Below are 26381 nucleotides of genomic sequence, written 5' to 3'. Positions count from 1 at the left end.
TCGTTCCTAATGAAGCGCTAGTCTGAAACAAACAACTTTAACCCAACAAAAAAGAGCTACCCAAGAGGACAGCTCTTTCTAATCAAAACAAACGGTTAGGCGAACTTATTCGCCAGTATCAGCCGAGTTTGCATTCAACGCGCCGTAGTGCTGTTCACCAATCTTCTCGAGGAGATCCAGCTGAGTTTCAAGGAAGTCAATGTGACCTTCTTCATCAGCCAGTAGATCATCAAACAGCTTCATGGTGACGTAATCACCTTCAGCATCACAAATCTCACGACTCTTCTTATAAGAGGTGCGAGCTTCATGTTCACCAGCAAGATCCGCTTCCAAAACTTCCTTAAGATTGGTGCCGATCTTCAAAGCGCCAACAGTCTGCAAGTTTGGATGACCACCAAGGAAGAGAATGCGCTCAATCAGCTTGTCGGCATGTTGCATCTCTTCAACGGATTCTTCGCGCTCTTTCTGCGCCAACTTTCCAAAACCCCAGTCATCCAGCAGGCGGTAATGCAACCAGTACTGGTTGACGGCACCAAGCTCCAGTTTCAGAGCTTCGTTAAGCCGCTCAATAACTTTCTCATTATGTTTCATCGGCGGAATTCCTCAATATTCTTGATTAGGGCAGTATTTGGCGATGTTTTCATTATTACGAAAGCCCTGAACTCATATGTGCAGCAAGAGTGCATAGTTCAACAGATTCGATGGTAACACGGCAAATGAAATTCACTTGCCCACATACTACAAACTATTGATTTCTTTCTACGATATCAGGAGAAGCCACAACACCAACAAAAAAGCGCAGCCAAAAGCCGCGCCTTAAGACAACTTCGCAAAGAATAAGCCTTAGCTTTCTTCTGGTGCTCCAACGAGAATAAGCACTGCTGCGTTGAACTCGTCGTTTTTGAAACGACGAATACGAGCAGCCTCTTCATCCTGCCCCCACTGCTCAATGTTCCAATCTTCATCAACATGAGCTGCAGACCAGACAACATCCGCCTCAAAGGCTTTTTCAGCCAGCGCAAGCGCCAGCAAAGCAGAACCGCTAATGGACGTCACAGTATGGATCGCAGTCAACTGAAGCGCATCATACTTGCTCAATTGCGCGCGATAGGCTGTTGTCACCGCCTCATCTTGCGCGACATGCATAATCCCTTCAACGAGTTTGAAGCGACCAGCAAACAACGTCTCAGCCCAATCCAAGACTGGGTCCCACTGATTTTTCTGACGTGTGACCAGTTCTGCAGGGGAAGCTGCGCGGTAACACAAATGATCATTTCCGGCATACCGTGTGATCTCGTCTGCAACTTCCGCAAACTTGTCTTCAACGGCATCAATCGCAGAATGGGCAATGCGCGTCAGCGGCATCGTCGCCGGATCAATCTCTTCTTCCTGCAGCTCCCATTCGGCAGCCACGCCTTCAGCAATCACTTCATCCTTAAACACCAGCGCATTGCGACCGGGTGTTTTAATGGAGCGTCCATCCAACAGAACAGCGAAGACGTCATCTTTCAGCTCAACGCTCACGCGCTCGTAAAAGCGTTTCGGCAAGTTCCGTTTGGTGTGCTCACGTGCAGCCTGAACAGCATCAACAGGCCCTTTTGCAATGTCATCTGCAATCTGCTCAAAAATGTCACGCATTATGCAACTTCCTTATTCCATTTGAAGTGCTCACTAAGCACCGGAATGAGTTCCTTAAACTGATTGATAACATAGGTGGCTCCAGCGCTCTTCACATCTTCAGCGCTGTGATAACCCCATGTAACTCCGACAGATTTCACACCTGCATTGCGCGCCATGTGCATATCAAAAGTCGTGTCACCAATCATAATCGTGTTTTCCAGATCAACACCAGTTTCGCTCATCGCCTGAAAAATCATACCTGGATTCGGCTTGGAGGGTGCAACATCTGCTGTCTGCATGGTGGTAAAAAGCCCTTCCAGCTCATGCAAGCTGATCAGGTGTTTCATACCGCGGGAATGCTTGCCTGTTGCGATACCAAGAAGCACATCCTCCCGGCTATCCAACTCTCGCAAAGCGTCAATCGCCCCCTCATAAAGAGGATCATAATCACGCCCTTTGGAACGCATTTCCCAAACGATCTGCTGGTATCCCTTGACCATCTGCTCAATCAAGTCCGGGTCATTCCGCCCCAGCAATTGCTCAAACGCCACATCCAGTGTCAGACCAACCGTTGCAAGAATTTCATCTCGCGATGGCATAGGCAGATCGACAAACCGATACGCTGCAGTAAAACCAATCATGATATTGTCTTGGCTATCCGCAAGCGTGCCGTCGCAATCAAACACAATGAGATACATGAAGATCAGCCCGTAACTTTGCTATTACTTATTCTGGTTCATTGATATCCGGATCATAGTCCTTCACATCCATACCAAGCAAGTTCCAGGTTTGCTGCATATGCGATGGCAGCGGAGCAGAAACATCAATCACACCATTACCTGACGGATGCGGAATCATAATCCGACGAGCTAGCAAGTGCAGCTTGTTCTGGATGCCACCGGGCAGCTCCCAGTTCTTGATATTGAAGTACTTTGGATCACCGACGATAGGGCAACCAATATGCGCGGCATGGGCACGCAGCTGGTGCGTACGGCCTGTTACAGGCTTCAGTGATACCCAGGAAAGCTTCTGACCGGACTGTTCAACCACATTGTAAAGGCTGACTGCGTGCTGTGCTTCATCATCACCATGACGGGCAACACGCATGCGCTCTTCACCTTCATCACGCGCCAGATAGGTCGAGATACGACCCTGACGCGGCTTTGGTACGCCAGCAACCATCGCCCAGTAGATTTTACGCGTGTTGCGATGACGAAATGCCTTTGTCAGCTCCTGAGCTGCACGGCGGGTCTTCGCAACCAGCAAAATACCGGAGGTCTCACGGTCAAGACGGTGCACCAGACGCGGCTTATCACCCTTCTGGTTGGTGAAGGCGTCAAGCATACCATCCACGTGACGCGTCAAACCTGAGCCACCCTGCACAGCAAGGCCAGCAGGTTTATTCAGTACCATCACATGCGCATCTTCAAAGAGCATCATCTGCTCAATGGCTTCACGGTCACTGTCAACCAACTTGCGCGGACGAGGTCTGGCATTCTTGCGGTCATCAGCAGCCAGCTCAACACCGAGCGGTGGAATGCGGACTTCTTGCCCCTTTTCCAATCGGGTAGAGCTTTCGGCACGTTTGCCATCAACTCGAACCTGCTTAGTGCGCAGCAGTTTCTGCAAACGGCCAAAGCCAAGTTCCGGGAAGTTTTCTTTAAACCAGCGATCAAGACGCATGCCTGCTTCGTCGGCATCAACGCGGCGCATCTCAATTTTAACTGGGCTGCCACCGTTGTTTTGCGGCGCTGCTTTGTTCTGGGAGCCACTCATGGGTGAAGGTCCTGACTTCTAACGCGGCGGCAGCACGAAGGGTGCGCCAGCCGTTCCTAATAAATCCGTTGGCGCTCATTTGGCAGCTGAAGGCAAAACATGCAAGTCTTTCACGCAGATTCAGCCCCTAAAAACGAAAAACCATCAAGTTTCTATGAGTTTTTGCGGGCAACTTGCAAATTAGGCGAGAACCTGCCGTGTGAGATAAAGACCTGCAAACAAGGCTGAAACGGAAAGAACAAGCGAGACCAACACATAAGCGGCGGTTGCAATAGGTTCTCCGCGTTCCCACAACACAGCGACATCCAGCGAGAAGGTTGAGAAGGTAGTGAAACCGCCAAGAAAACCCGTCGCGATCAGATAACGCAGCTCAGAAGAAGCATTCAGTCGCTGAGCAAGAACCTCAACAAAGATCCCCATCAGCAATGAACCAAGAATGTTTACGGTGACAGTGCCCCACGGAAATGAAGGGCCTAGAAGACGAAGTCCGGCCATTGAAACCAGATGTCGACAAACCGCTCCTGCCCCTCCACCAAGTGCTATCAGGATGAGATTTTTCATGCATTCTCCCTATCGGATTTTGAATGGCATGTCTTGCACAAATTGCACAGTAACTAACATCCCTTAGAGAAGACCTCATCAACCTTCTCACGACAAGCTTCCACCAACTCTTCATGATCTTCCAGATGCGCTTCTTCCTCATCCAGAATGTCAAGGAATATCGCGCGCAGGTTCATATCATCACCAGGAGCAATCCGCTGTGCCGACCCGTGGCACTGATGATAAACATCCCGCAGTAACCGCACCAGCCGCTCTGCAGCGTTGAGCCGTCCCCACAGATAATCATGCTCGCGCCATCCGCGGTTGAAGAAGGCACCAAACATCTGCAATTGCGCGCCTTTCAAATCAACGCCACCGGGACAAAGCAATTGCGCATCTTTTGGACTGATGCGCCCCACCTCAATCTTACGAAGTTCAAAAGCATCAAGCGCCTGCTGAACCGGAAACATACTGGTGTCGAAGAACGGAAAGCCGATATAGCCTTCAAGAATACCTTGCGCCGCCTTCAGATCACCCAGCTTGCCAACTCCCTCAAACACAATGGAATCTGTCAGTTTATCAAGGTCGGCAAGCCCCATACGAAGGCTGAGAACCCCAAGCACTTTGCGCACTGTCTCCAATTGCGGCGATACTTCCTTCAGCAGCGTCGCAAGGTAGATGGTCTCTGTGCCATAAAACTCCTCGGACCAACGGCTCCGCAAGTTGGCAATCTGCCCATAAAGTTCACGCTTAAACACATCCAGATGGCGCGCAAACTCAACAGACCCAGCAATCTCTTCATGGTGATAGAACTTGTTGATCTGCTCGATCAAAAACCGCAACTGCCGAATGCGATAGTCAACATCAAGGCTCTTCAGCTCACGAAGTATCTTAGCCTGATCCCGCTGCGCTTCCCCCTCCTCTTCTTTGGAGAAGGTTAGCGCATTCACCACCACTTCTTCCACGCTTTCCCAGGACCAGAGAGCAACCTCCTCGCCCTTTTCAACGCACCCCTCTTGCTGCGTGCCGGAAAGTTCGGAAATCAACAAGACAACCCGGTGGGCCAGATGCCCCAAACGAAGCTGAAGATAACCGGCATTGGCAAAACCAGATTGCTCCATCGCTGCCAGCTCAGACCCTTGCCGCACAACTGAAAAGTCACCCTCGGTCTCTGGCAGGCTGCCATGCTTTTCAAGCAACAGCTGCACTTCATGGCGGACCATCGGCAATGCAGCTTCAGCCACTTCCTGAATCCGCCGCACCTTCATGTTGATTTGCTCAATCTCCTGCAGTTCATCACCAATCGGTTCATTACGCGGAATGTGAGCTAACGATGCGAAAATGCTTTTGAAGAAGCCCGGAGGCTCTGGCTCAGCTGGCACATCACGGTGCGAGAAGGGCAACGGATCCAGATATAGTAAACGACGCACCACTTCGCGAGCTGCAGGTCGTTGTGCAATGGAACCAATAAGCGGTTCGAAGGGCTTGTTCATCACCAACGATCCATCAATGAAGATACGCTCCCCTTCTTCATCGCAATTGGCATGAAGCACGTTGGTTAGGAACGCTTCACGCCCGCTCCACTCAAGACCCTGACGTTCAAGAACGCCATCCATCTCCTCAGCACTCATAGGCGGAAAGGCTCCAGGGAAACTAGAAGTCGCTCTCGCAGCAAAGACCAGATCAGGAATACACTCCGCACTCATCTGGCTATGCAAACCGCTGGACACCCGATGAATGGCATTGAACTTTACAATACGTCGATGATCCAACTCCTCAATAAACTCGGGATCATGCAACGCAATACGCCGCAACACACCGTGAAAATCCGTGAGTGTCACGAACAGCTCCAACCGCTGTCCATAAGGGATCAGCGTCTCCCCGCGATCCTCTTCATCCATCGCGCGGCAAGCATCCACCAGCCATCCTGAGTAGCGCTCACCTGAGAACGGCGGCGTAAACCATCGTGAACTGATAAAATCTCGCAGCTTGGTGCGTGTTTCCTTGTTTTGGGGAACGTCAGTCCCAAGGAAAACCAGCAGCTTATCCAGAATGGGCGCAAGCACCCGCTTGGCATGTTTGCTGACCCCGGATGTTTCATTGGCCAGCTTGTCAACATCAGCAAGCGACAGCCATAAATCGCTATGGTGCTTGAGCGGCAGATCATGCGCCAGTGCCCGCGCCAGCATGATCGCATTCACACCTCCGGCAGACGCGCCAGAGATTGCATCAATCACAACCCGCAGGTCCAGCTGTGGCCCAAAACTTTCAAGAAGGTCGAAGTAGGATTTCGCTGAGCCTTCGAGAGTGACATCACTCTCAACACCGCGCTCACGGTCCCGCCGCAACTGATGCAACGCATGGGAAGCACGCTGAAGATTTAGGAGTTCACGGGTGACACCGTGCATGTAGATGGCGAGTGAAACCCCGCCATACAGCACCAGTCCCAATCTCAGCTCAAGTTGCCTCATGCATGCACCAGAATTCGCTTAAATAAAGAAGTCAGAGTATGATGCGCAGATATAAATGAACGCAACAAGCTCATATGTCAGTGTGCGAATTAGGATGCCCGAATGCAATCGGGAAACCCAAACAAAGTTACGTGTAGTTTATGTGTAGTCTTGAAAAGTGACCGCCAGTTTTCAGAAAAGGCGAAACAACGAATTCTGTCGCAACGTCCCAACGAGAACCCAGACAGACAGCTCTAGGCAGTGCCGCGCTCTTTTCTCAAGCGATCCCAATAGCTCAGTCGTTTTTGAACATCACGCTCAAAGCCACGGGCATTCGGCTCATAATATTTTTGCCGGCCCATCTTCTCAGGGAAGTAATCCTGACCAGAAAACGCATCTGGCTCATCATGATCGTAACGATAACTCTCACCATACCCCATCTTCTTCATAAGCGTGGTTGGTGCGTTCAGGATGTGCTTTGGCGGCACAAGAGATCCATGTTCCCGCGCATCCATGCGAGCAGCTTTATAAGCCAGATAGGACGCATTGGACTTGGGAGCTGTAGCCAGATAGACTGCGGCTTGAGCCAGTGCATACTCCCCTTCTGGTGAACCAACCAGCTGAAACGCATGACGTGCAGCATTCACCTGCACCAGCGCATTGGGATCAGCCATGCCAATGTCTTCAGAAGCCATCACTGTCAAACGGCGGATGATGTATAGCGGATCTTCTCCGCCCTCTAGCATCCGGCACATCCAGTAGAGCGCCGCATCCGGGTCCGACCCGCGAATAGACTTATGAAGCGCAGAGATGAGATTGTAATGCCCGTCCTTGGTCTTGTCGTAGATCGGCGCACGTCGCTGCACCACTTCCGCAAGGCGTTCCGTGTCGAAAATCTCGTCATCGCCAGCCGTACGCCAAACGTCTTCCGCCAAAGTCAATGCAGACCGGCCATCACCATCTGCCATACGCACGAGAGATAAACGCGCATCCTCATCCAGCGGCAAGTCACGCCCCATCACCTCTTCCGCGCGTTTGAGCAAATCAATCAGCGCATCTTCATCGAGTGAATGGAACGTCAACACATGCGAACGGGACAGCAGCGCCGCATTCAGCTCAAAGCTCGGGTTCTCAGTCGTCGCACCGACCAGAGTGATGGTGCCATCTTCCATCACGGGCAAGAAACTATCCAGCTGAGCGCGGTTGAAGCGATGGATCTCGTCAACAAACAGCAAAGTCCGTTTGCCGGAAATCTGACGTCCTCTAGCCCGCTCAAAGCACTTTTTGAGATCAGCAACACCGGAGAAAATGGCAGAGATCTGCTCAAATTCCAGTTCCGTAGCATCTGCAAGCAAACGGGCAACCGTGGTCTTACCGGTACCCGGAGGCCCCCAGAAGATGAGAGACCCCAGAGAGCCGGACCGCAGCATGCGGCTTAAAATACCAGCATCACCCAAAAGGTGGCCTTGTCCGACAACATCCTCCAGAACACGAGGCCGCATGCGGTCTGCAAGCGGCCTGTCTTCCAGCTGATCCATCCCATTGGCGGAAAATAGATCACTCATGGTCTCTCAACATTCCTCTAAACTGTTTTGGAGGGTAAAACTCTCAAAACAGCATTATCGCAAACTTACCTGTCGTAGCTGACCATCACGTTTGAAAGTGATGTTCCAGGTGCGCTGCTTTGTGCCGGTCAGCTTGGAAAGGTCTTTGGTGCTTTGAACTTCAGCGCCATTAATCTCAACCACGATATCACCGGGTTTAAAGCCGACATAGGCAGCAGTACTACGAGCTTTAATATCAGCAATTACAACGCCTGAAAACTCGTTGTACATGCGCAACTCTTCAGCCACAGCAGGAGAAAGATTCATAACCCGTACACCAGTAAATGGCGAGTTCCCTTTGATCTCTCTTTCATCTCTAGCCACAGTTTCCGGCGCACGCTCAAGGCTGATCTCAACAGCAAAGGCCTCACCACCGCGCAACATCTCAAAACGCGTAACACCACCAACTTTCTTCGTAGCCAAACGGTAACCATAAGCATCTGGATCATCCACCTGAGTGCCTCCAACAGACATGATCAGGTCGCCGACACGAATACCAGCACGGTCAGCTGGGCTTCCTTCCTGAATACGTGTCACCAGAACCCCGCTAGGACGCTCCAGCCCAAGGCTGGCAGCAATATCAGAGCTGACTGGCTGCACACTGGTGCCAACCCACGGGCGGCGCACGATACCGCCGTCATCAGCAGCTGAAGCAACCACTTCCACCATATTGGCAGGGATTGCAAAACCAATACCGTTGGAGCCACCGGAACGCGAGAAGATCGCAGTGTTCACACCAACAAGATGACCGTTTAGATCAACCAGCGCCCCACCCGAGTTACCCGGATTGATGGCGGCATCTGTCTGAATGAAGAACTGATAGTCCGAGACGCCCACCTGATTTCGCGCAACAGCAGAGACAATTCCCTGCGTCACTGTCTGCCCAACACCAAACGGGTTCCCAATCGCCAGCACCAGATCGCCCACTTCAAGTTCATCAGAGTTGGCAAACGGCACAACAGGGAACGCCCCTTCTGCATTGCGCACCTTCAAAACGGCAAGATCTGTGCGCTCATCCATCAAGATGATATCAGCATCAAACTCACGCCGATCAGAAAGTGCCACACGCACCTCATCAGCGCCCGCGATAACGTGATGGTTGGTAATAATCGTGCCATCAGCAGAAACGATCACACCAGAGCCCAGGGAGCTTTGAACGCGGCTGCGCGAACGAGGTGCGAACCGATCGGATTGCTCACCAAAGAAACGACGGAAGAACGGATCATCAAAGAATGGAGAAACTCTGCGGCGCTCTTGCACGGTACGACTTGCGTACACATTCACCACCGCTGGCGCGACCTTCTTCACAATAGGAGCGAAGGAAAGTGAAATCTCGGCTTGAGATGTTGGAACAGTCTTTTCACTGGCCAGTGCACCAGTGCTTTGCATTGCAACAACGCCAGTAGTCCCAAGAACTGCACAAAAAAGCAGGTGAGCAGCTGACTTCCTGATTTGACCCATTCTTAAATCCCTTCGGCAAGAGCCCCCAGTTCACAATGATTTTCTTTCAAAAAATTTGGGAGCAGCAGGTTACAGATAAGTCTGCAATATGGAAATGAAAAGGCCAATCTGTCGGTTTTAAGCAGCGAGCTCGTATCCCCGAAAACTGCATGTGGATTTCAAACTAGTAACAGTTTGAGTGCACTAAAAAAGATCACACCTGCTCAAAACGCAAAACGCCGGGTCTCCCCGGCGCCTCACTCGTCTCGATAAAACCTGACAGAATTTAGGCTGCCCGGATGTTCTCAAGGTATTGTTCAACCATGTTCTTCAGCTCTTCTGACTGGTGTGTCAGCTGGTTTGCAGCGCCAAGAACATTCTCTGCTTCATGACCAGCGTCACTTGCGATCATGCTCACACGGGTAATGGCCTGAGCAACCTCGGAACTACCAGAAGTCACCTGCTGAATATTGCTGGAAATATCTGTTGCGGTTACGGCCTGCTCCTGAACAGCACCTGCAATCGCAGTGGCCGCTTCATTCACGTCACCAATAACTGTGCTGATTTCCTTGATAGCCGCAACAGCCTTCTCGGTCTCAGCCTGAACAGACTGAATCTGAACACTGATCTCGCCAGTTGCCTGACCAGTCTGGTTCGCAAGGCCTTTAACTTCGGATGCAACAACTGCAAAGCCCTTACCAGCTTCGCCAGCACGAGCAGCCTCAATCGTCGCATTCAGTGCCAACAAGTTGGTCTGATCTGCAATATCATTGATGAGAGATACAACTTCACCAATGCGCTGTGCAGCTTCCATAAGACCGTTTACAGACACCTCAGCCGCAGCAGCCTTCTCAGCCGCTTGCTTGGAAACATCAGCAGAACGACGAACCTCACGGTCAATCTCACCAACAGTCGCAGAAAGTTCTTCAGCAGCACCCGCAACAGCCTGAAGGTTCATCAAGGACTGTTCAGAAGCAGAAGACACCGTCTGCGCTTCAGTGTTGGTCTGCTCAGAGATGCTTGCCATACTCTTCGCGGTGGTTTCCAGATTACCGCCTGCATCAGTCACAGTGGTCAGGATGTCTCGAACGCCAACATCAAAGTTCTCGTTCAAAGCATCCACGCGCTTCACACGCTCTTCCTGTTCATGTTGCTCACGCACCTGCTTCTCATCCAGCTCTCTTGCACGGACAAGACCAACTTGGAAAGACTGAACAGCTCGGCCAATATCGCCAATCTCATCCTTACGCTGAGCAGAGATAATCTCCACATCCAGATTGCCGTTCGCAATCTTATTAAGATTGGCTGACAGTCGATTAAGCGGAGTAGACAGACTACGTGCCATGAAGATGCCAATTGCAGCAACAACTGCCAACACGATTAATCCGCTAATGATGATCTCTTTAGCGAGGGCATGAACCACAGCCAGCGCTTCGCTTACATCAGTCTTTGCAACAATAACGGTTGGGAGATTTTCAAAACCAAGTGGCAGGGCCAGAACAAACTGTTCCTTCACTTCCGCAAAACCAACATTGCTTTCCAGGTTCGCCTGCAGGTCTTCGACAACTTTGGCAACAACCTCTGGATCATCTTTCTTCACCAGCGCTGTCGGCACATCAGACAGAACCTGATTGGAAAGGATGGTGCCATCAATGCGTGCCAGATAGGTCTGACCAGTCTCACCCATATTCTCACGATTTTGCAAAACGCTATCGAAGAACTCAGAGCCGAGACGAATGGCGATCACACCCTTAAATGTGACCTGATTGAAGTCTTCAACAAACACAGGAGCCGAAATCAAAAGAGATGCAGAATTTCCATCAGGCGCATATTGAGCGATCTCAGAATAGACCACGTCGCCTTCTGTAGCTTTCGCCGCCTTATTGAATTCCTGACTGAGCAATGTACCGGATAGCTTGCCATCCTTCACGCTCTCAAGAAACTCAGAGGACTTGGTCGCAGAGTAAATCACCAAACCGTTTGCATCCATGATCAGGATGTCCGCATAACCTCCACCGGTTACACTCGCCACAAAGTCTGGATGAACAACAGCATGACGCCAGGAATAAAGCGTCTTGTTACCATTCCCAGTCAGCTGCAGACGATCAGCAACAGAAGAGCCACTCTTTTGGAAGTAGCTAAGGATGTCATCCTTATCTGCACTCAGAGAATCCATAGAGGCCAGCAGGTCAGTCATGGTGACGCGCATGGCGCTACTCTTGACCAGACGCTTGATATCGCTATCAACGCGCTCCAGCTTTTCATCGAGAGTATCCCGACGAGCCTGTGCCACGAGTACGAGCTGTGTCTTGCTCGCTTCAGTCAGCGCGCTCTCAGCACGCGTATACCCAAGGAATGCCACAACGGCACTCGCAATAATTGCAAGCCCAACCATAATGAATGGAAGACGAACAGCAATACGATTAAAATAATTTTTGACTCTAGGTGAGGATACAGAGCCGCTCTCATCAGATTTAGAACGCATATTTGCCCCCGAGTAATACGTTGGGAGCATAGTCGGGCTATAGTGTTAATCTCCGCTTAAAACAAATATTTAAAATGCTTTTCAAATCGAAGAAAAATTGAAATACCGATATGATTTAGCTGTGTTTTCTCACAAAACTCGAAGCACGCTGTACTATCATAAGTTGCAGTACCAACCTGACCCGAGCAATCCAGTTCCACCTGTTAAAACTCACGCAACGCAAACTATTTCATCAGATTCGTTCTGCAAAAAATGAGAGCTCTTGAGTGAATTTCATTCAGGCAACAAAAAAGGGCACCCGAAGGCACCCTTTTTCAAATCGCTTATGCGAAAAGCTTATGCAGCAGCTTCAGCTGTCTCAGCAGCTTCTTCAGCAGCAGCGCGTGCACGATCTGCAGCGCCTTTAGCTTCTACGTCGCGCTCAACCAGCTCGATAACAGCCATTGGTGCATTATCACCATGACGGAAACCAGCTTTCAGCACGCGAGAATAACCACCCTGACGGTCCGCATAACGCTCTGCAAGGGTATCAAACAGTTTTGCTACCATTGCAGTGTCACGGATCTGGGAAATTGCTTGACGACGTGCATGCAGGTCGCCGCGCTTGCCCAGAGTGATGAGCTTCTCGATGATTGGACGCATCTCTTTTGCTTTCGGAAGCGTCGTAACAATCTGCTCATGCTGGATGAGCGAAGCTGCCATGTTAGCGAACATCGCTTTACGGTGGCTTGACGTCCGATTGAGCTTGCGGCCGGAATTACCGTGGCGCATGGCCCTCTCCTTTGTTAAGTCAATTACGATCTAGTACATCAGATCGCCGGAACCTCACGCAGCGCGCTCGGTTCCTGTTCCTTTAATATTGGTGGTCTTCGTAGCGCTTAGCGAGCTCATCGATATTTTCAGGCGGCCAGTTTGCCACTTCCATACCGAGATGCAGGCCCATTTGCGCCAGAACTTCTTTGATCTCGTTGAGAGACTTACGACCGAAGTTCGGTGTACGAAGCATTTCTGCTTCTGTCTTCTGAATGAGATCGCCAATATATACGATATTGTCGTTCTTCAGGCAGTTTGCCGAACGTACAGACAACTCAAGCTCATCAACCTTCTTCAGCAGTGCTGGGTTGAACGCAAGTTCCGCGACTGTGTCTTCCTGAACTTCACGCTGTGGCTCTTCGAAGTTCACGAAGATAGACAGCTGATCCTGCAGGATACGAGCAGCAAATGCTACTGCATCTTCAGGGATCACAGATCCGTCAGTTTCAACAGTCAAAGTCAACTTATCATAATCAAGAACCTGACCTTCACGGGTGTTCTCAACCTTATAAGAAACCTTCTTAACCGGAGAATACAGGCTGTCAACCGGAATCAGACCGATTGGAGCGTCTTCTGGGCGGTTAGCGGCAGCTGGAACATAACCCTTGCCAGTGTTTACAGTGAATTCGATGCGAACTTCCGCACCTTCATCAAGGTTACACAGCAGCAGACCTGGGTTAAGAACCTCAACGTCACCTACAGTTTCAATATCGCCAGCGTAGACCGCACCTGGACCCTGCTTACGCAGAACCATACGCTTTGGTCCCTCGCCTTCCATGCGAAGCGCGATTTCCTTGATGTTCAGGATGATGTCAGTCACATCTTCACGAACGCCAGGAATAGACGAGAACTCATGGAGAACGCCATCAATCTGAACCGCAGTCACTGCAGCACCCTGAAGGGAGCTAAGCAGAACGCGGCGCAGTGCGTTACCAAGAGTCAGGCCGTAGCCACGCTCAAGAGGTTCTGCAATCACAGAAGCCTTAAAGCGCGCGTCATCGCCAGCACGAATGTCGAGTTTAGTTGGCTTGATAAGCTCTTGCCAATTTTTTTGAATAGTCACGTTCATAAACCCTCTGGCTTTCCCGTTGACCTGAAAGTCAACTAATCCTTGCCTGGGTGGAAAACTAGCCTAACGAACTGTTAGACGCGGCGACGCTTGCGTGGGCGGCAACCATTGTGCGGGATCGGAGTTACATCACGGATAGATGTAATAACGAAACCTGCAGCCTGAAGCGCACGCAGAGCGGATTCACGTCCAGAACCTGGACCACGTACTTCTACTTCGAGAGTACGCATGCCGTGTTCAGCAGCCTTACGACCAGCGTCTTCGGCAGCGACCTGTGCAGCATAAGGGGTAGACTTACGAGAACCCTTAAAGCCAAGCGCGCCGGCAGACGACCAAGAGATCGCATTGCCCTGAGCATCGGTGATGGTGATCATGGTGTTGTTGAACGTAGAGTTCACATGCGCGACACCTGAAGAAATGTTCTTCCGTTCGCGACGACGCACGCGCGTCGATTCTTTAGCCATTATATTTCCTAACTTCGATATCTACACCGCCGTATAGCCGGCGGCTCCACCGGATAACCGGCTAGTTATTTCTTCTTACCAGCGATCGCTTTAGCAGGGCCCTTACGGGTGCGAGCGTTGGTATGAGTGCGCTGACCACGGACAGGCAGACCACGACGGTGGCGCAGGCCACGGTAACAGCCAAGGTCCATGAGACGCTTAATGTTCATTGCAGTTTCACGACGAAGATCACCTTCAACGGTGTATTCAGCGTCGATTGCTTCACGGACTTTCAGAACTTCTGCATCAGAAAGTTCGTTGACGCGACGCTCTGCAGCAATACCGACTTTCTCGGTGATTTCCTGCGCGAACTTCGCACCAATGCCATGAATGTACTGCAGCGCGATAACTACGCGCTTATTCGTCGGAAGGTTGACGCCAGCAATACGTGCCACGTTTGTTTTCTCCAATTACGAGGGTACGTTTGTTCCCTCTCCCATTTTTTTGCCGATAACACACCTACAACCAGGCAGGTTGAGGGCGCACCATCACACAGCAAAAAGATCAGCCTCGGTTTCCCAAGGAAAACCGGCGCCAATCGATTATGGTGTCGATGTGCGCCGGCTATACTTTATTATAAAGGCAAGCGCAAGCGCCTGCCTTCAAAAAGCACGGATTAAACCGTGCTCAAAATCGTATCGATCTCTGAAGCAACCTCGTCAACGGACTTCATGCCATCAACGCTCATCAGCATGTTCCGCTCACCATAGTACTTGATAAGCGGGGCTGTCTGCTCGTTGTAAACTGCAAGACGCTTCTTCAAAGACTCTGCATTGTCATCGGATCGAGCTTCCGCGCTTTCACGAGCACGTGTTTCGATACGCTCAAGAAGGATACCTTCATCGACCTTTAGCTGCACAACAGCATCAAGTCTCTGATCCTTCTTCTCAAGCAGTTCGCCAAGAGCGTCTGCCTGAGCAATGGTGCGTGGGAAACCGTCCAGAATGAAGCCTTTTGCACAATCAGCCTGATCAATACGATCAGAAATGATGGAACAAATCAGGTCATCAGAAACCAGGTCACCACGTGTCAGAACATCTTTAACCTTCAAGCCGACTTCGGTTTCAGCTGCAACAGCTGCACGAAGCATGTCACCAGTAGAAAGCTGGACAATACCATGCACCGCAACAAGTCGACCTGCCTGAGTGCCTTTACCAGCACCAGGAGGGCCAAGAAGAATCAATCTCATCTACGTTTCCCCCTCAACTTCGTTTTCTTCACCAAGCCCTCGTACTGATGAGCAAGAAGGTGTCCCTGGATCTGAGAAACGGTATCCATGGTGACGCTAACAACAATGAGCAGAGACGTACCACCGAAGTAGAACGGCACACCCGTTGCTGAGATCAGGAACTCTGGCAACAAACAAATGAGAGTAATGTATATTGCACCGACAACCGTAATGCGAGTTAGCACATGGTCAATGTACTGCGCAGTACGTTCGCCTGGACGAATTCCTGGAATGAAGCCACCATGCTTCTTGAGGTTGTCTGCTGTCTCCGACGGATTGAAAACAATCGCGGTGTAGAAGAAGCAGAAAAAGATGATTAATGCTGCATAAAGAGCCATGTAGGCTGGTTGACCGTGTCCCAGCAGCGCAGTGATTGTTGTCAACCACGCCATCGAACCAGTGGAATCACCGGTTTGGAAACTGGCTACAGTCGCTGGTACCAGCAACAAGGAGCTCGCAAAAATCGGTGGAATAACACCAGCCGTATTGAGTTTGAGTGGCAGGAACGAAGTGTTCCCCTCAAACATCTTATTGCCCTGTTGGCGACGTGGATACTGAATCAGCAACCGTCGCTGTGCACGTTCCATGAAGACGATAACGCCGATAACCACAACAGACAGTATGATAACTGCCAGAATGATTGGAGTTGCGAGCGCGCCCTGACGACCAAGTTCCAAAGTGGAAGCAATCGCAGAAGGAAGCCCGGCAACAATACCGGAGAAAATGATCAAAGAAATGCCGTTACCAATGCCGCGAGAGGTGATTTGCTCACCCAGCCACATCAAGAACATAGTACCACCAACAAGGGTAAGAACTGTTGCAATACGGAAGAACCAGCCCGGATCGATAACAATGTTCGCGCCAGCCTCAAGACCAACGGAAATACCGTAGGCCTGGAAGGTTGCCAGAATCACTGTACCAAAACGTGTGTACTGGTTAATTTTTTTCCGGCCTTGCTCACCCTCTTTCTTCAGCTGTTCCAAACTAGGAACAACAGAAGTCATAAGCTGGATGATAATCGACGCAGAAATGTAAGGCATGATGCCGAGGGCAAAAATAGCCATACGCTCGACAGCACCACCGGAGAACATGTTAAACAGGCCAACAATGCCAGTTTGTACGTTTCCGAAGGCCTGTGCGAGCGCGTCAGGATTAATTCCAGGCAGAGGGATATAGGTTCCGAATCGATAAACCAAAAGCGCGCCTAGCGTGAACCAGATCCGCTTCTTCAGTTCCTCGGCTTTAGCAAAGGCAGAAAAGTTAAGGTTTGAAGCAAGTTGCTCGGCAGCAGAAGCCATTCCGCGCTCCGGTCAGTTTGGATACACCCCGAAAAAAGACAAGGCTGTTAAGCCTTGCCTTCCTTGATTACGACCTTGCCGCCTGCTTTTTCAACTGCTGCAACAGCAGTTTTGGAAGCACCAGCAATTTCGAAAGTTACAGCTGTTTTCAGCTCACCGTCGGACAGAAGGCGTACGCCATCTAGAACGCGGCGAACAACGCCTGCTGCAACAAGTGCTTCAACAGTCACCGTCGCGGAAGCGTCAAGCTTACCAGCGTCGATTGCTGTCTGAACACGACCCAAGGACACAATGTTCAGGTCCTTAGCAAAGATATTGGTGAAGCCGCGCTTTGGAAGACGACGATGCAATGGCATCTGCCCGCCTTCAAAGCCCTTGATAGCAACACCCGAACGGGACTTCTGACCTTTGACACCACGGCCGCCAGTCTTGCCCTTACCGGAACCGATACCGCGTCCTACGCGGGTTCGGTCCGAAACAGCACCCGGGTTATCCCGGAGTTCGTTGAGCTTCATGATAGTTCTCCCGGTCCGCTTATGCTTCGTCTAAAACGCGAACCAGATGCTGAACCTTACGGATCATGCCGCGTACTTCTGGAGTATCCTTCAGAGTACGACGACGGTGCATCTTGTTCAAGCCCAGACCAATCAACGTAGCACGTTGACTAGCAGGACGGCGAAGCGGGCTACCGATCTGTTCGACTGTTACAGTCTTTTCAGTATTAGCCATGACACTAACCCTTGTTCTCAGTCAGCAAAAGCGAGGCTTATGCCTCAGCCTTTACTGGCGCCGCATCATCGTTGTCACGACGACGAGCCTGCAAGGAAGATACCTTGAGACCACGACGTGCTGCAACAGAACGCGGGCTGTCTTCTTTTTTCAGTGCATCGAAAGTCGCACGAACCATGTTGTACGGGTTGGAAGTACCAAGGGACTTCGCAACAACGTCCTGGACACCAAGTGTCTCAAACACAGCACGCATTGGACCACCAGCGATGATACCGGTACCGGCAGGTGCTGCACGAAGTACAACTTTACCTGCGCCGTGACGGCCTTCAACATCGTGGTGAAGAGTACGACCTTCACGAAGTGGCACACGAACCATAGTACGCTTAGCAGCTTCTGTTGCTTTGCGGATGGCCTCTGGCACTTCACGAGCCTTACCGTGACCAAAGCCAACGCGGCCTTTCTGATCACCAACTACTACAAGAGCGGCGAAGCCGAAACGACGACCACCCTTTACAACTTTAGCGACGCGGTTGATGTGAACGAGCTTATCGACAAATTCGCTGTCGCGCTCGTCACGATCCCGGTTATCCTGTCTCGCCATAATAATGTTTCCCGTTCTCTAGGAGCACCAAAAGGCGCTGATCAGAAGCTCAGACCGCTATCACGTGCTGCATCTGCCAAGGCCTGAACACGGCCATGATAGATATAACCACCACGATCAAACACGACTTCTTTGATACCAGCAGCAATAGCGCGTTCAGCAATAAGCTTGCCTACAGCAGCAGCAGCATCTTTATTGCCGCCGTTTTCTACTTTTACGTCTTTCTCAATGGTAGACGCGGACGCAAGGGTTACACCCTTGGTATCGTCGATGATCTGAGCGTAAATCTGCTTGGATGAGCGGAAAACGGACAGCCGAGGACGACCGTTCGCTACCTTTTTGATCGAACGGCGCACACGGGCGCGACGACGTTCGAAAGAATTTCCATTCGCCATGGTCCGTACCGTTACTTCTTCTTGCCTTCTTTACGAACGATGAACTCGTCCGCATAACGAATACCTTTGCCTTTGTATGGCTCAGGTGGGCGATATTCACGAATGTTCGCGGCAACCTGCCCTATCTGCTGCTTGTCAATGCCGTTGATGACAATTTCTGTCGGCTTCGGACATTTGATTTCTACACCCTCAGGAATGTCAAACTTGACATCATGAGAGAAACCAAGAGCAAGATTAAGGGTCTTACCTTGAACCTGTGCACGGTAACCAACACCGGTAATCGCCAGCTGCTTTTCGAAGCCGGAAGTCACACCTGTGATAAGGTTAGCGACCATGGTGCGGGACATACCCCACATAGAACGCGCAGTCTTTGACTGGTTGCGCGGATCAAGACGGATACCATCATCCGCCATATCGACCGAAACGAGATCGTTGACCACGAAGGAGAGTTCCCCCTTCGGGCCTTTAACGATAACATTCTGGCCGTTGATCGTTGCCGTTACCCCGCTTGGCACGGGGACTGGCTTCTTGCCAATTCGAGACATAAGATCAACCTGTCTGTTATTTTAGTTAATCGTGCAATGCCGCGTCAGAAGACGCGACAAAGTACTTCACCACCCACATTTTTCTCACGTGCATCGTGGTCTGCCATTACGCCCTGAGGAGTAGACAGAATAGATACACCCAAGCCGTTTGCAACGTGTGGGATGTTCTTGACCGAAGAATATACGCGACGACCAGGCTTAGATACGCGCTCAATCGTGCGAATCACTGGTTCACCGTCGAAATACTTCAACTCAATTTCAAGCTCAGACTTGCCTGCACCGAAGTCAACAGCGGTATAACCGCGGATGTAACCTTCAGAAATCAGAACGTCCAAGATGTGTGCGCGCAACTTAGAAGCAGGTGTGCTTACTTTAGATTTGCGACGCATCTGCGCATTACGGATGCGCGTGATCATATCCCCGACTGGATCGGAAATCGACATAGCAGTAACTCCTTACCAGCTCGACTTCACGAGACCCGGGATCTTGCCCAGGGAACCCAACTCACGAAGCGCAATACGCGACATCTTAAGTTTGCGGTAGTAACCGCGTGGGCGACCTGTGACTTCACACCGGTTGCGTACCCGTGTAGGCGCGGAATTGCGCGGCAGCTTTGAAAGCTTCAGCCGTGCATTGAAACGCTCCTCCAGGGACAAGCTCTCGTCCTTGGCCATGGCCTTCAGGGCAGCACGCTTGTCAGCATATTTACTAACAAGAGCTACGCGCCGCTTGTTTTTCTCGACCGCGCTTTTCTTCGCCATCGTCTGTCCTCGTTCCTTTCCCGTATACCGCTTTTATTTGCGGAACGGGAAGTTGAACGCGCGCAGCAGTTCACGCGCTTCGTCATCGGTTTTAGCATTGGTACAAACAACAATGTCCATACCCCACATTTGATCTACTTTATCGTAGTCAATTTCAGGGAAAACAATGTGTTCTTTAAGTCCCATAGCGTAGTTGCCACGTCCGTCGAAGCTTTTCGGATTCAAGCCACGAAAGTCACGTACACGCGGAAGCGCGATTGTGATCAAACGATCCATGAATTCGAACATCTGGTTACGACGAAGTGTAACTTTAGTACCCAGCGGCATATCTTCACGAACCTTGAAGGTCGCGATAGATTTTCTAGCACGGGTAATAACCGCCTTTTGACCAGCAATCAAGCTAAGATCTTCAGCAGCGATACGAGCCTTCTTGCTGTCACCAACAGCTTCACCAACACCCATGTTCAAAACGATCTTTTCGACCGAAGGGATCATCATTGGGTTGGTGTAGTTAAACTTCTCCTGAAGCTCACCACGCACTACATCATTGTAGTGCGCCTTGAGCCGTGGAGTGTAAGTAGCGTCAGCCATCAATCACGTCTCCTGAACGCTTAGCGACACGAACAGTGGCGCCTGCATCATTAGTCGTGAAACCGACGCGGGTCGGCTTGCCATCCTTAGGATCAGCAATGGCAATATTGGAAAGCTGAATAGGAGCTTCCTTTGTGATGATACCACCTTCGCTCTGTTGGGTCTGGCGCTGGTGACGTTTCACCAAGTTAACGCCACGCACGACAGCGCGGTTGTCAGATGGAATCATCTGGAGAACTTCCCCAGTCTTTCCTTTGTCACGACCGGCAATTACGACGACTTTGTCGCCCTTTTTGATCTTCGCGGGCATCAGAGCACCTCCGGCGCAAGCGAAATGATCTTCATGTGATTCTTGCCACGCAGTTCACGAGGAACTGGGCCAAAAATACGTGTTCCGATCGGTTCTTTGTTGTTGTTGATCAGGACGGCAGCATTGCTGTCGAACCGGATCACACTGCCGTCAGCACGACGGATGTCTTTAGCCGTGCGTACGACGACCGCTTTCATCACGTCGCCCTTCTTTACACGACCCCGAGGAATTGCTTCTTTGACGGAGACAACAATGATGTCGCCAACGCCAGCATACTTCCGTTTGGAGCCGCCGAGCACTTTGATGCACATGACACGACGTGCGCCGGAATTATCGGCTACGTCGAGGTTAGTTTGCATCTGAATCATGACTCGTCGCCTTGTTCTTTCTCAGCACTCTAAAAGTTAGAAATGCTGGATGCGTTCACTAGCTCGCTGCTTCCGTAGAAACAACGGTCCATTTCTTATTCTTAGAGATTGGAGCACACTCTTCAATTTGAACGGTGTCGCCAACCTTGTAAGAATTATTTTCGTCATGTGCACGATACTTCTTCGTACGGCGCACAACTTTTTTCAGCAAAGGGTGGGTAAAGCGACGCTCTACCTTCACCGTTACTGTCTTTTCGTTCGCATCGCTAACAACGACACCCTGCAAAATACGCTTTGGCATCATTAGCTCCTTATGCGTTGTCAGACACGCGCTTGTCGCGCAAGACTGTCTGGATCCGCGCAATGTCCCGGCGAACCTGACGGACACGAGCGGTGTTTTCGAGCTGACCAGTTGCTCTCTGGAAACGCAGGTTGAACTGTTCTTTTTTCAGTTCTTCCAGGTTTGCCTTGAGCTCATCTGAGGTCTTAGCTCTTACGTCGCTAGCCTTCATGGCCTTTTCCTTTCGATGTCCGATTACTCACCAATGCGCTGGACGAACCGGCACTTGATTGGGAGTTTAGCAGCGGCCAGACGCATTGCTTCACGAGCAATATCTTCAGACACACCGTCCATTTCGAACATGATGCGACCAGGTTTCACCCGGCACGCCCAGTACTCAGGAGAACCTTTACCCTTACCCATGCGGACTTCAGCCGGCTTGGAGGACACAGGAACGTCCGGGAAGATTCTGATCCACACGCGACCCGCACGCTTCATGTAACGGGTCATTGCACGACGGGCAGCCTCAATCTGACGAGCGGTGATCCGCTCTGGTTCCATGGCTTTCAGGCCAAAGGCACCAAAATTGAGGTCCGTACCACCCTTGGCATTACCATGGATGCGGCCCTTGTGCTGCTTGCGGAACTTAGTACGCTTTGGTTGCAGCATCGTTTTCTCTCGCTTTAATAGTTAAGCCGTGTGAAGGCGCTGCTTACGCAGCGCGCTCACGCCGACCGCCACCTTGGCGTTCGCTCTTGCCACCACCTTCAGTCGCACGACGTTCAGAAGCCATTGGGTCATGCTCAAGGATTTCGCCCTTGAAGATCCAGACTTTAACGCCACACGCGCCGTAAGCGGTGTGTGCTGTAGCAGTGCCGTAGTCGATGTCTGCACGAAGAGTGTGCAGAGGCACGCGACCTTCACGGTACCATTCGATACGTGCGATTTCCGCACCACCAAGACGACCACCGCAGTTAATACGGATGCCCTGGGCGCCAAGACGCATTGCAGACTGAACTGCACGCTTCATGGCACGGCGGAAAGCAACACGACGCTCGAGCTGCTGAGCGATAGATGCTGCAACAAGCGCTGCATCGGTCTCCGGCTTGCGCACTTCAACGATGTTGAGGTGCACTTCCGAATTTGTCATCTCGGACAGCTTCTTGCGAAGACGTTCGATGTCTGCACCTTTTTTACCGATAACAACACCTGGACGACCAGAGTGAATAGTTACACGGCACTTTTTGTGCGGACGTTCAATGACGACCTTGGATACAGCAGCCTGCTTAAGTTCTTTAAGCAGATATTCGCGGATGCGAAAATCTTCATGAAGAAGATCGCCGTATTCGTTCTTGCTAGCAAACCAGCGAGAGTCCCAGGTACGGTTGATGCCAAGACGAAAACCGATTGGATTAATCTTCTGACCCATCAGGCAGTCTCCTCAACTTCCCGAACCACGATAGTCAGGTTGGAAAACGGCTTTAGGATCCGTCCAACACGACCACGAGCTCGCGGCTGGAAACGCTTCATGACAAGCGCTTTGCCAACATAAGCCTCGGCGACGACAAGATTGTCGACGTCGAGATCATGGTTGTTTTCCGCATTAGCAATAGCAGACATCAAGGTCTTCTTGACGTCGCCTGAAATGCGCTTACGGGAGAAAGTCAGATCAGCAAGTGCTGTACCAACCTTCTTACCGCGAATGGATGCAGCAACGAGGTTCAACTTCTGCGGGGAAACCCGCAGCATGCGGCAAACCGCCTTTGCCTCGTTGTCTGGGAGCATCCGCTCATGCTTCTGCTTGCCCATCGCTACTTCCTCTTTGACTTTTTGTCAGCGCCATGGCCGTAGTAGGTACGAGAAGGAGCGAATTCGCCCAACTTGTGCCCAACCATGTCTTCACTGATCAAAACAGGAATGTGCTTTTGACCGTTATAGACGCCAAAAGTCAACCCCACAAAGTGCGGCAGAACGGTAGAACGTCGGCTCCAGGTCTTAATGACCTCATTCCGGCCGGATTCACGAACCTTATCCGCTTTCTTCAGGAGGTAACCGTCAATAAACGGCCCTTTCCAGATCGAACGTGCCACGATCCGTTCCTCTTACTTCTTACGCGCGTGACGAGACCGAACGATAAACTTATCGCTGGACTTGTTACTGCGTGTGCGCTTGCCTTTGGTCGGCTTGCCCCAAGGGGTAACCGGATGACGTCCACCGGAGGTGCGACCTTCACCACCACCATGTGGGTGATCGACAGGGTTCATCGCAACACCACGAACGTGTGGGCGACGACCCAGCCAACGGGAACGACCAGCCTTACCAAGGTTGATGTTCGCGTGGTCCTGGTTGGATACCGCACCAACGGTAGCCATACAGGTGCCAAGAACGCGACGCTGTTCACCGGAAAGCAGACGGATGACTGTGTAACCAGCATCACGACCAACGATCTGAGCGTAAGCACCAGCTGAGCGAGCAATCTGCGCGCCTTTGCCTGGCTTCATCTCGATGTTGTGGATGATGGTACCCACTGGAATAGAAGCCAGAGGCATAGCGTTGCCTGGCTTAATATCCACAGCTTCACCAGCTACAACCTTATCGCCAGCAGCAAGACGCTGTGGTGCAAGGATGTATGCCTGCTCGCCATCATCATAAGTGATGAGAGCGATGAAAGCGGTGCGGTTTGGATCGTATTCCAGACGCTCAACAGTACCGACAACGTCGAATTTACGACGCTTGAAGTCGATCAGGCGGTAGGTACGTTTGTGACCACCACCAATGTTGTTCGCAGTCTTACGACCGTGGTTGTTACGACCACCGGACTTGGACAGACCTTCAGTCAATTTCTTGACTGGCTTGCCTTTCCAAAGATCAGAACGGTCTACCTGGACCAGCTGACGACGGCCAGGAGATGTCGGATTAAATGTCTTAAGTGCCATTTTGTCCTACCCCTTACAGACCGGTCGTCACGTCGATGGACTGACCATCTTCCAGAGTGACCACAGCTTTTTTGAAGTCGTTCTGTTTGCCGACAACACCTTTGAAGCGCTTGGTTTTACCCTTGCGAACCAGTGTGTTGACTGCTTTGACTTTTACGCCGAACAGAGCTTCAACAGCTGCTTTGATTTCCGGTTTTGTTGCAGTGAGAGCAACCTTAAAAACAACCTTATTCTCTTCAGAGGCAAAAGTAGCTTTCTCGGTGATCACCGGAGATACGATTTTGTCGTAGTGAACGAGCTTGCTCATTAGAAGCGCTCCTCCAAAGCTGCAACTGCCGCTTTGGTCAGGACCAGCGTATCACGACGAAGAATGTCGTAAACGTTGATACCCTGTACCGGCAGTACATCTACGAGTGGAATGTTACGAGTAGCCAAACCGAAGTTTGCATCTACTTCAGAACCGTCCACGAACAACGCACTGTTCAATCCGAGAGAACCGAGCTGGTCCTTCAGAGCCTTGGTTTTGGCTTCTGCTGATTTCGCATCTTCAACAACAACAAGGTTGCCAGAAGCTGCTTTTGCAGACAGAGCATGCTTCAGACCCAGAACACGAACTTTTTTAGGAAGCTCATGAGCGTGCTCACGCACAACTGGACCAAATGCCCTACCACCACCACGGAACTGAGGTGCTTTACGGTTACCGTGACGTGCGCCGCCAGAACCTTTCTGGCGTACGAATTTTTTGGTGGTACCATTAACTTCGGAACGACCCAAAGTTTTATGTGTACCAGCCTGGCGCTTTGCAAGCTGCCAGCGAACAACACGCTGGATTAGGTCGATACGTGGCTCGAGACCAAAGATCTCGTCAGACACTGTGATCGAACCCGCTGCGTTACCGCCGAGGGTTTTAACCTCGAGTTCCATCACTCACCTTCCTTCCCGGCTTCAGCCGCTGCAATAGCAGAGTTCTGACGGAATGCACCTGGTACAGGAACGTTCACTGGCAGAGCCTTCTTAATTGCATCACGAACCAGGATCCAACCGCCTTTAGAGCCAGGTACAGAACCTTCAACCATGATCAGACCACGTTCTACGTCAGTACGTACAACTTTCAGGTTCTGAGTGGTTACGCGTTCAGCACCGAGGTGTCCGGCCATTTTCTTGCCTTTAAACACCTTACCTGGATCCTGACACTGACCGGTAGAACCGTGCGCACGGTGTGAAACAGACACACCATGAGAAGCGCGACCACCACCGAAGTTGTGACGCTTCATCGCACCAGCAAAGCCCTTACCGATAGAGGTGCCGGTTACATCCACAAACTGACCGTTAAGGAAGTGGTCAGCTGTAAGCTCAGCACCAACTTCGATCAAGTTCTCTTCAGAAACACGGAACTCAGCGAGTTTGCGCTTAGGCTCAACTTTTGCAACTGCAAAGTGGCCACGCATCGCGCGGTTCGTGTTCTTAACTTTTGCCGCACCTACGCCCAACTGAAGCGCAGTGTAGCCGTTCTTGTCTGCCGTCCGGTGAGCAACAACTTGACAGTTGTCTAGACGCAGTACTGTAACGGGCACGTGTTCGCCTGCCGCGTTATAGATACGGGTCATACCCACCTTCTGTGCGATCACTCCAGAACGCATTACTGTGTCCCCTTGCCGCACTTAGAGCTTGATCTCGACATCAACGCCAGCAGCCAGGTCGAGCTTCATCAAAGCATCTACTGTCTGTGGTGTTGGGTCGACGATGTCCAAAAGACGCTTATGAGTGCGCATTTCGAACTGATCACGGCTCTTTTTATCAACATGCGGTCCGCGAAGTACTGTGTACTTCTCAATCCGCGTCGGCAACGGAACTGGTCCACGCACTTGTGCGCCGGTCCGTTTCGCCGTGTTCACGATTTCCTTAGTGGAAGCGTCAAGAACACGGTGATCAAACGCCTTCAGGCGGATCCGTATATTCTGACCGTTCATGACTAATCCTTAACTGAGCAAGGCAACTGCGGTTTAACACAAGATCAAACCGCAGTTCGAACTCAATTC

Annotated in this window: 36 protein-coding genes; all 36 read right to left on the bottom strand. The window is 51.1% G+C overall.

The genetic code is table 11. The features are described from left to right. Positions 1-105: 105 nt before the first annotated feature. Positions 106-591 (bottom strand): bacterioferritin, encoded by a 486-nt coding sequence (bfr, locus tag PsW64_RS15060; protein WP_057463409.1) that lies wholly within the window; start codon positions 589-591, stop codon positions 106-108. A 252-nt stretch (positions 592-843) separates the two neighbouring features. Beyond that, a complete protein-coding gene (locus PsW64_RS15055) occupies positions 844-1638 on the bottom strand; it encodes an ATP12 family chaperone protein (protein WP_063304108.1) in 795 nt (264 codons plus the stop codon). After that, entirely contained in the window at positions 1638-2318 is a 681-nt protein-coding gene (locus PsW64_RS15050; protein WP_057463411.1) for an HAD-IA family hydrolase, read from the bottom strand. The genes PsW64_RS15055 and PsW64_RS15050 overlap by 1 nt, the downstream gene beginning before the upstream one ends. 28 nt (positions 2319-2346) lie before the next feature. Further along, the gene (locus tag PsW64_RS15045) at positions 2347-3396 is read right to left on the bottom strand and encodes an RluA family pseudouridine synthase (RefSeq protein ID WP_063292669.1); all 1050 of its coding nucleotides are present in this window, start codon (positions 3394-3396) and stop codon (positions 2347-2349) included. 180 nt (positions 3397-3576) lie between these two features. Further along, positions 3577-3957 (bottom strand): fluoride efflux transporter CrcB, encoded by a 381-nt coding sequence (gene crcB, locus PsW64_RS15040; protein ID WP_063289470.1) that lies wholly within the window; start codon positions 3955-3957, stop codon positions 3577-3579. Positions 3958-4010: 53 nt separating this feature from the next. Then, complete coding sequence (locus PsW64_RS15035) at positions 4011-6407, bottom strand: patatin-like protein (protein ID WP_063292670.1); 2397 nt, start codon at positions 6405-6407, stop codon at positions 4011-4013. Positions 6408-6640: 233 nt separating this feature from the next. Next, positions 6641-7951 (bottom strand): replication-associated recombination protein A, encoded by a 1311-nt coding sequence (locus tag PsW64_RS15030; RefSeq protein ID WP_057463415.1) that lies wholly within the window; start codon positions 7949-7951, stop codon positions 6641-6643. A 54-nt stretch (positions 7952-8005) separates the two neighbouring features. Beyond that, positions 8006-9451 carry a Do family serine endopeptidase gene (locus tag PsW64_RS15025; RefSeq protein WP_063292671.1) on the bottom strand — a complete coding sequence of 482 codons (1446 nt, stop codon included), beginning with the start codon at positions 9449-9451 and terminating at the stop codon, positions 8006-8008. Between the two features lie 265 nt (positions 9452-9716). After that, on the bottom strand, positions 9717-11915 hold the full coding sequence (locus tag PsW64_RS15020) for a methyl-accepting chemotaxis protein (protein ID WP_063304107.1): 2199 nt from the start codon (positions 11913-11915) through the stop codon (positions 9717-9719). Positions 11916-12251: 336 nt separating this feature from the next. Beyond that, positions 12252-12686, bottom strand: a complete 435-nt coding sequence (gene rplQ / locus PsW64_RS15015) for a 50S ribosomal protein L17 (RefSeq protein ID WP_057463418.1) — start codon at positions 12684-12686, stop codon at positions 12252-12254. A gap of 82 nt (positions 12687-12768) precedes the next feature. After that, the gene (locus tag PsW64_RS15010) at positions 12769-13797 is read right to left on the bottom strand and encodes a DNA-directed RNA polymerase subunit alpha (RefSeq protein WP_057463419.1); all 1029 of its coding nucleotides are present in this window, start codon (positions 13795-13797) and stop codon (positions 12769-12771) included. 74 nt (positions 13798-13871) lie between these two features. Further along, positions 13872-14261 carry a 30S ribosomal protein S11 gene (gene rpsK / locus PsW64_RS15005; protein ID WP_054664941.1) on the bottom strand — a complete coding sequence of 130 codons (390 nt, stop codon included), beginning with the start codon at positions 14259-14261 and terminating at the stop codon, positions 13872-13874. 65 nt (positions 14262-14326) lie between these two features. Continuing rightward, positions 14327-14695, bottom strand: coding sequence for a 30S ribosomal protein S13 (rpsM, locus tag PsW64_RS15000; RefSeq protein WP_063289475.1), 369 nt, complete (start codon positions 14693-14695; stop codon positions 14327-14329). Between the two features lie 221 nt (positions 14696-14916). Next, positions 14917-15489: an adenylate kinase gene (locus PsW64_RS14995; protein ID WP_057463420.1), complete on the bottom strand. Its 573-nt coding sequence runs from the start codon at positions 15487-15489 to the stop codon at positions 14917-14919. Further along, positions 15486-16826, bottom strand: a complete 1341-nt coding sequence (secY, locus tag PsW64_RS14990) for a preprotein translocase subunit SecY (protein ID WP_057463421.1) — start codon at positions 16824-16826, stop codon at positions 15486-15488. Before secY ends, PsW64_RS14995 begins: the two co-directional genes overlap by 4 nt. Positions 16827-16873: 47 nt before the next feature. Further along, positions 16874-17341: a 50S ribosomal protein L15 gene (gene rplO / locus PsW64_RS14985; RefSeq protein ID WP_057463422.1), complete on the bottom strand. Its 468-nt coding sequence runs from the start codon at positions 17339-17341 to the stop codon at positions 16874-16876. A gap of 19 nt (positions 17342-17360) precedes the next feature. Further along, on the bottom strand, positions 17361-17555 hold the full coding sequence (gene rpmD, locus PsW64_RS14980; RefSeq protein ID WP_057463423.1) for a 50S ribosomal protein L30: 195 nt from the start codon (positions 17553-17555) through the stop codon (positions 17361-17363). A gap of 37 nt (positions 17556-17592) precedes the next feature. Then, positions 17593-18156 carry a 30S ribosomal protein S5 gene (gene rpsE, locus PsW64_RS14975; RefSeq protein ID WP_063292674.1) on the bottom strand — a complete coding sequence of 188 codons (564 nt, stop codon included), beginning with the start codon at positions 18154-18156 and terminating at the stop codon, positions 17593-17595. Positions 18157-18197: 41 nt separating this feature from the next. Next, complete coding sequence (rplR, locus tag PsW64_RS14970) at positions 18198-18551, bottom strand: 50S ribosomal protein L18 (RefSeq protein ID WP_057463424.1); 354 nt, start codon at positions 18549-18551, stop codon at positions 18198-18200. Positions 18552-18562: 11 nt separating this feature from the next. Beyond that, positions 18563-19096, bottom strand: coding sequence for a 50S ribosomal protein L6 (gene rplF, locus PsW64_RS14965; RefSeq protein ID WP_063289478.1), 534 nt, complete (start codon positions 19094-19096; stop codon positions 18563-18565). A 44-nt stretch (positions 19097-19140) separates the two neighbouring features. Beyond that, the gene (gene rpsH / locus PsW64_RS14960) at positions 19141-19539 is read right to left on the bottom strand and encodes a 30S ribosomal protein S8 (protein WP_057463426.1); all 399 of its coding nucleotides are present in this window, start codon (positions 19537-19539) and stop codon (positions 19141-19143) included. A gap of 12 nt (positions 19540-19551) precedes the next feature. Next, entirely contained in the window at positions 19552-19857 is a 306-nt protein-coding gene (gene rpsN, locus PsW64_RS14955; protein ID WP_057463427.1) for a 30S ribosomal protein S14, read from the bottom strand. Positions 19858-19890: 33 nt separating this feature from the next. Further along, on the bottom strand, positions 19891-20448 hold the full coding sequence (gene rplE, locus PsW64_RS14950; RefSeq protein WP_057463428.1) for a 50S ribosomal protein L5: 558 nt from the start codon (positions 20446-20448) through the stop codon (positions 19891-19893). Continuing rightward, positions 20441-20758: a 50S ribosomal protein L24 gene (gene rplX, locus PsW64_RS14945; protein WP_057463429.1), complete on the bottom strand. Its 318-nt coding sequence runs from the start codon at positions 20756-20758 to the stop codon at positions 20441-20443. Before rplX ends, rplE begins: the two co-directional genes overlap by 8 nt. Further along, complete coding sequence (gene rplN, locus PsW64_RS14940) at positions 20758-21126, bottom strand: 50S ribosomal protein L14 (protein ID WP_057463430.1); 369 nt, start codon at positions 21124-21126, stop codon at positions 20758-20760. Before rplN ends, rplX begins: the two co-directional genes overlap by 1 nt. A 58-nt stretch (positions 21127-21184) precedes the next feature. Next, the gene (gene rpsQ, locus PsW64_RS14935; protein WP_057463454.1) at positions 21185-21427 is read right to left on the bottom strand and encodes a 30S ribosomal protein S17; all 243 of its coding nucleotides are present in this window, start codon (positions 21425-21427) and stop codon (positions 21185-21187) included. 10 nt (positions 21428-21437) lie between these two features. After that, complete coding sequence (gene rpmC / locus PsW64_RS14930) at positions 21438-21638, bottom strand: 50S ribosomal protein L29 (protein WP_063289479.1); 201 nt, start codon at positions 21636-21638, stop codon at positions 21438-21440. 23 nt (positions 21639-21661) lie between these two features. After that, the gene (gene rplP / locus PsW64_RS14925; protein ID WP_057463432.1) at positions 21662-22075 is read right to left on the bottom strand and encodes a 50S ribosomal protein L16; all 414 of its coding nucleotides are present in this window, start codon (positions 22073-22075) and stop codon (positions 21662-21664) included. 43 nt (positions 22076-22118) lie between these two features. Further along, positions 22119-22835 (bottom strand): 30S ribosomal protein S3, encoded by a 717-nt coding sequence (gene rpsC / locus PsW64_RS14920; RefSeq protein ID WP_057463433.1) that lies wholly within the window; start codon positions 22833-22835, stop codon positions 22119-22121. Beyond that, the gene (rplV, locus tag PsW64_RS14915; RefSeq protein ID WP_057463434.1) at positions 22835-23215 is read right to left on the bottom strand and encodes a 50S ribosomal protein L22; all 381 of its coding nucleotides are present in this window, start codon (positions 23213-23215) and stop codon (positions 22835-22837) included. The genes rpsC and rplV overlap by 1 nt, the downstream gene beginning before the upstream one ends. Before the next feature lie 2 nt (positions 23216-23217). Further along, positions 23218-23496 carry a 30S ribosomal protein S19 gene (rpsS, locus tag PsW64_RS14910; RefSeq protein WP_057463435.1) on the bottom strand — a complete coding sequence of 93 codons (279 nt, stop codon included), beginning with the start codon at positions 23494-23496 and terminating at the stop codon, positions 23218-23220. 12 nt (positions 23497-23508) lie between these two features. Further along, positions 23509-24342, bottom strand: coding sequence for a 50S ribosomal protein L2 (gene rplB / locus PsW64_RS14905; protein WP_057463436.1), 834 nt, complete (start codon positions 24340-24342; stop codon positions 23509-23511). A gap of 13 nt (positions 24343-24355) precedes the next feature. Continuing rightward, on the bottom strand, positions 24356-24649 hold the full coding sequence (locus PsW64_RS14900) for a 50S ribosomal protein L23 (RefSeq protein ID WP_057463437.1): 294 nt from the start codon (positions 24647-24649) through the stop codon (positions 24356-24358). Beyond that, on the bottom strand, positions 24649-25266 hold the full coding sequence (rplD, locus tag PsW64_RS14895) for a 50S ribosomal protein L4 (protein ID WP_057463438.1): 618 nt from the start codon (positions 25264-25266) through the stop codon (positions 24649-24651). Before rplD ends, PsW64_RS14900 begins: the two co-directional genes overlap by 1 nt. Further along, on the bottom strand, positions 25266-25982 hold the full coding sequence (gene rplC / locus PsW64_RS14890; RefSeq protein WP_063304106.1) for a 50S ribosomal protein L3: 717 nt from the start codon (positions 25980-25982) through the stop codon (positions 25266-25268). The genes rplD and rplC overlap by 1 nt, the downstream gene beginning before the upstream one ends. Positions 25983-26003: 21 nt before the next feature. Beyond that, entirely contained in the window at positions 26004-26312 is a 309-nt protein-coding gene (gene rpsJ, locus PsW64_RS14885) for a 30S ribosomal protein S10 (protein WP_008547405.1), read from the bottom strand. Positions 26313-26381: the final 69 nt, after the last annotated feature.

This window comes from Pseudovibrio sp. W64 (genome assembly GCF_001623145.1).
GTDB lineage: Bacteria > Pseudomonadota > Alphaproteobacteria > Rhizobiales > Stappiaceae > Pseudovibrio.
Note: the sequence above shows the minus strand (reverse complement) of the source record. Positions and strands in the feature narration are given on the sequence as shown.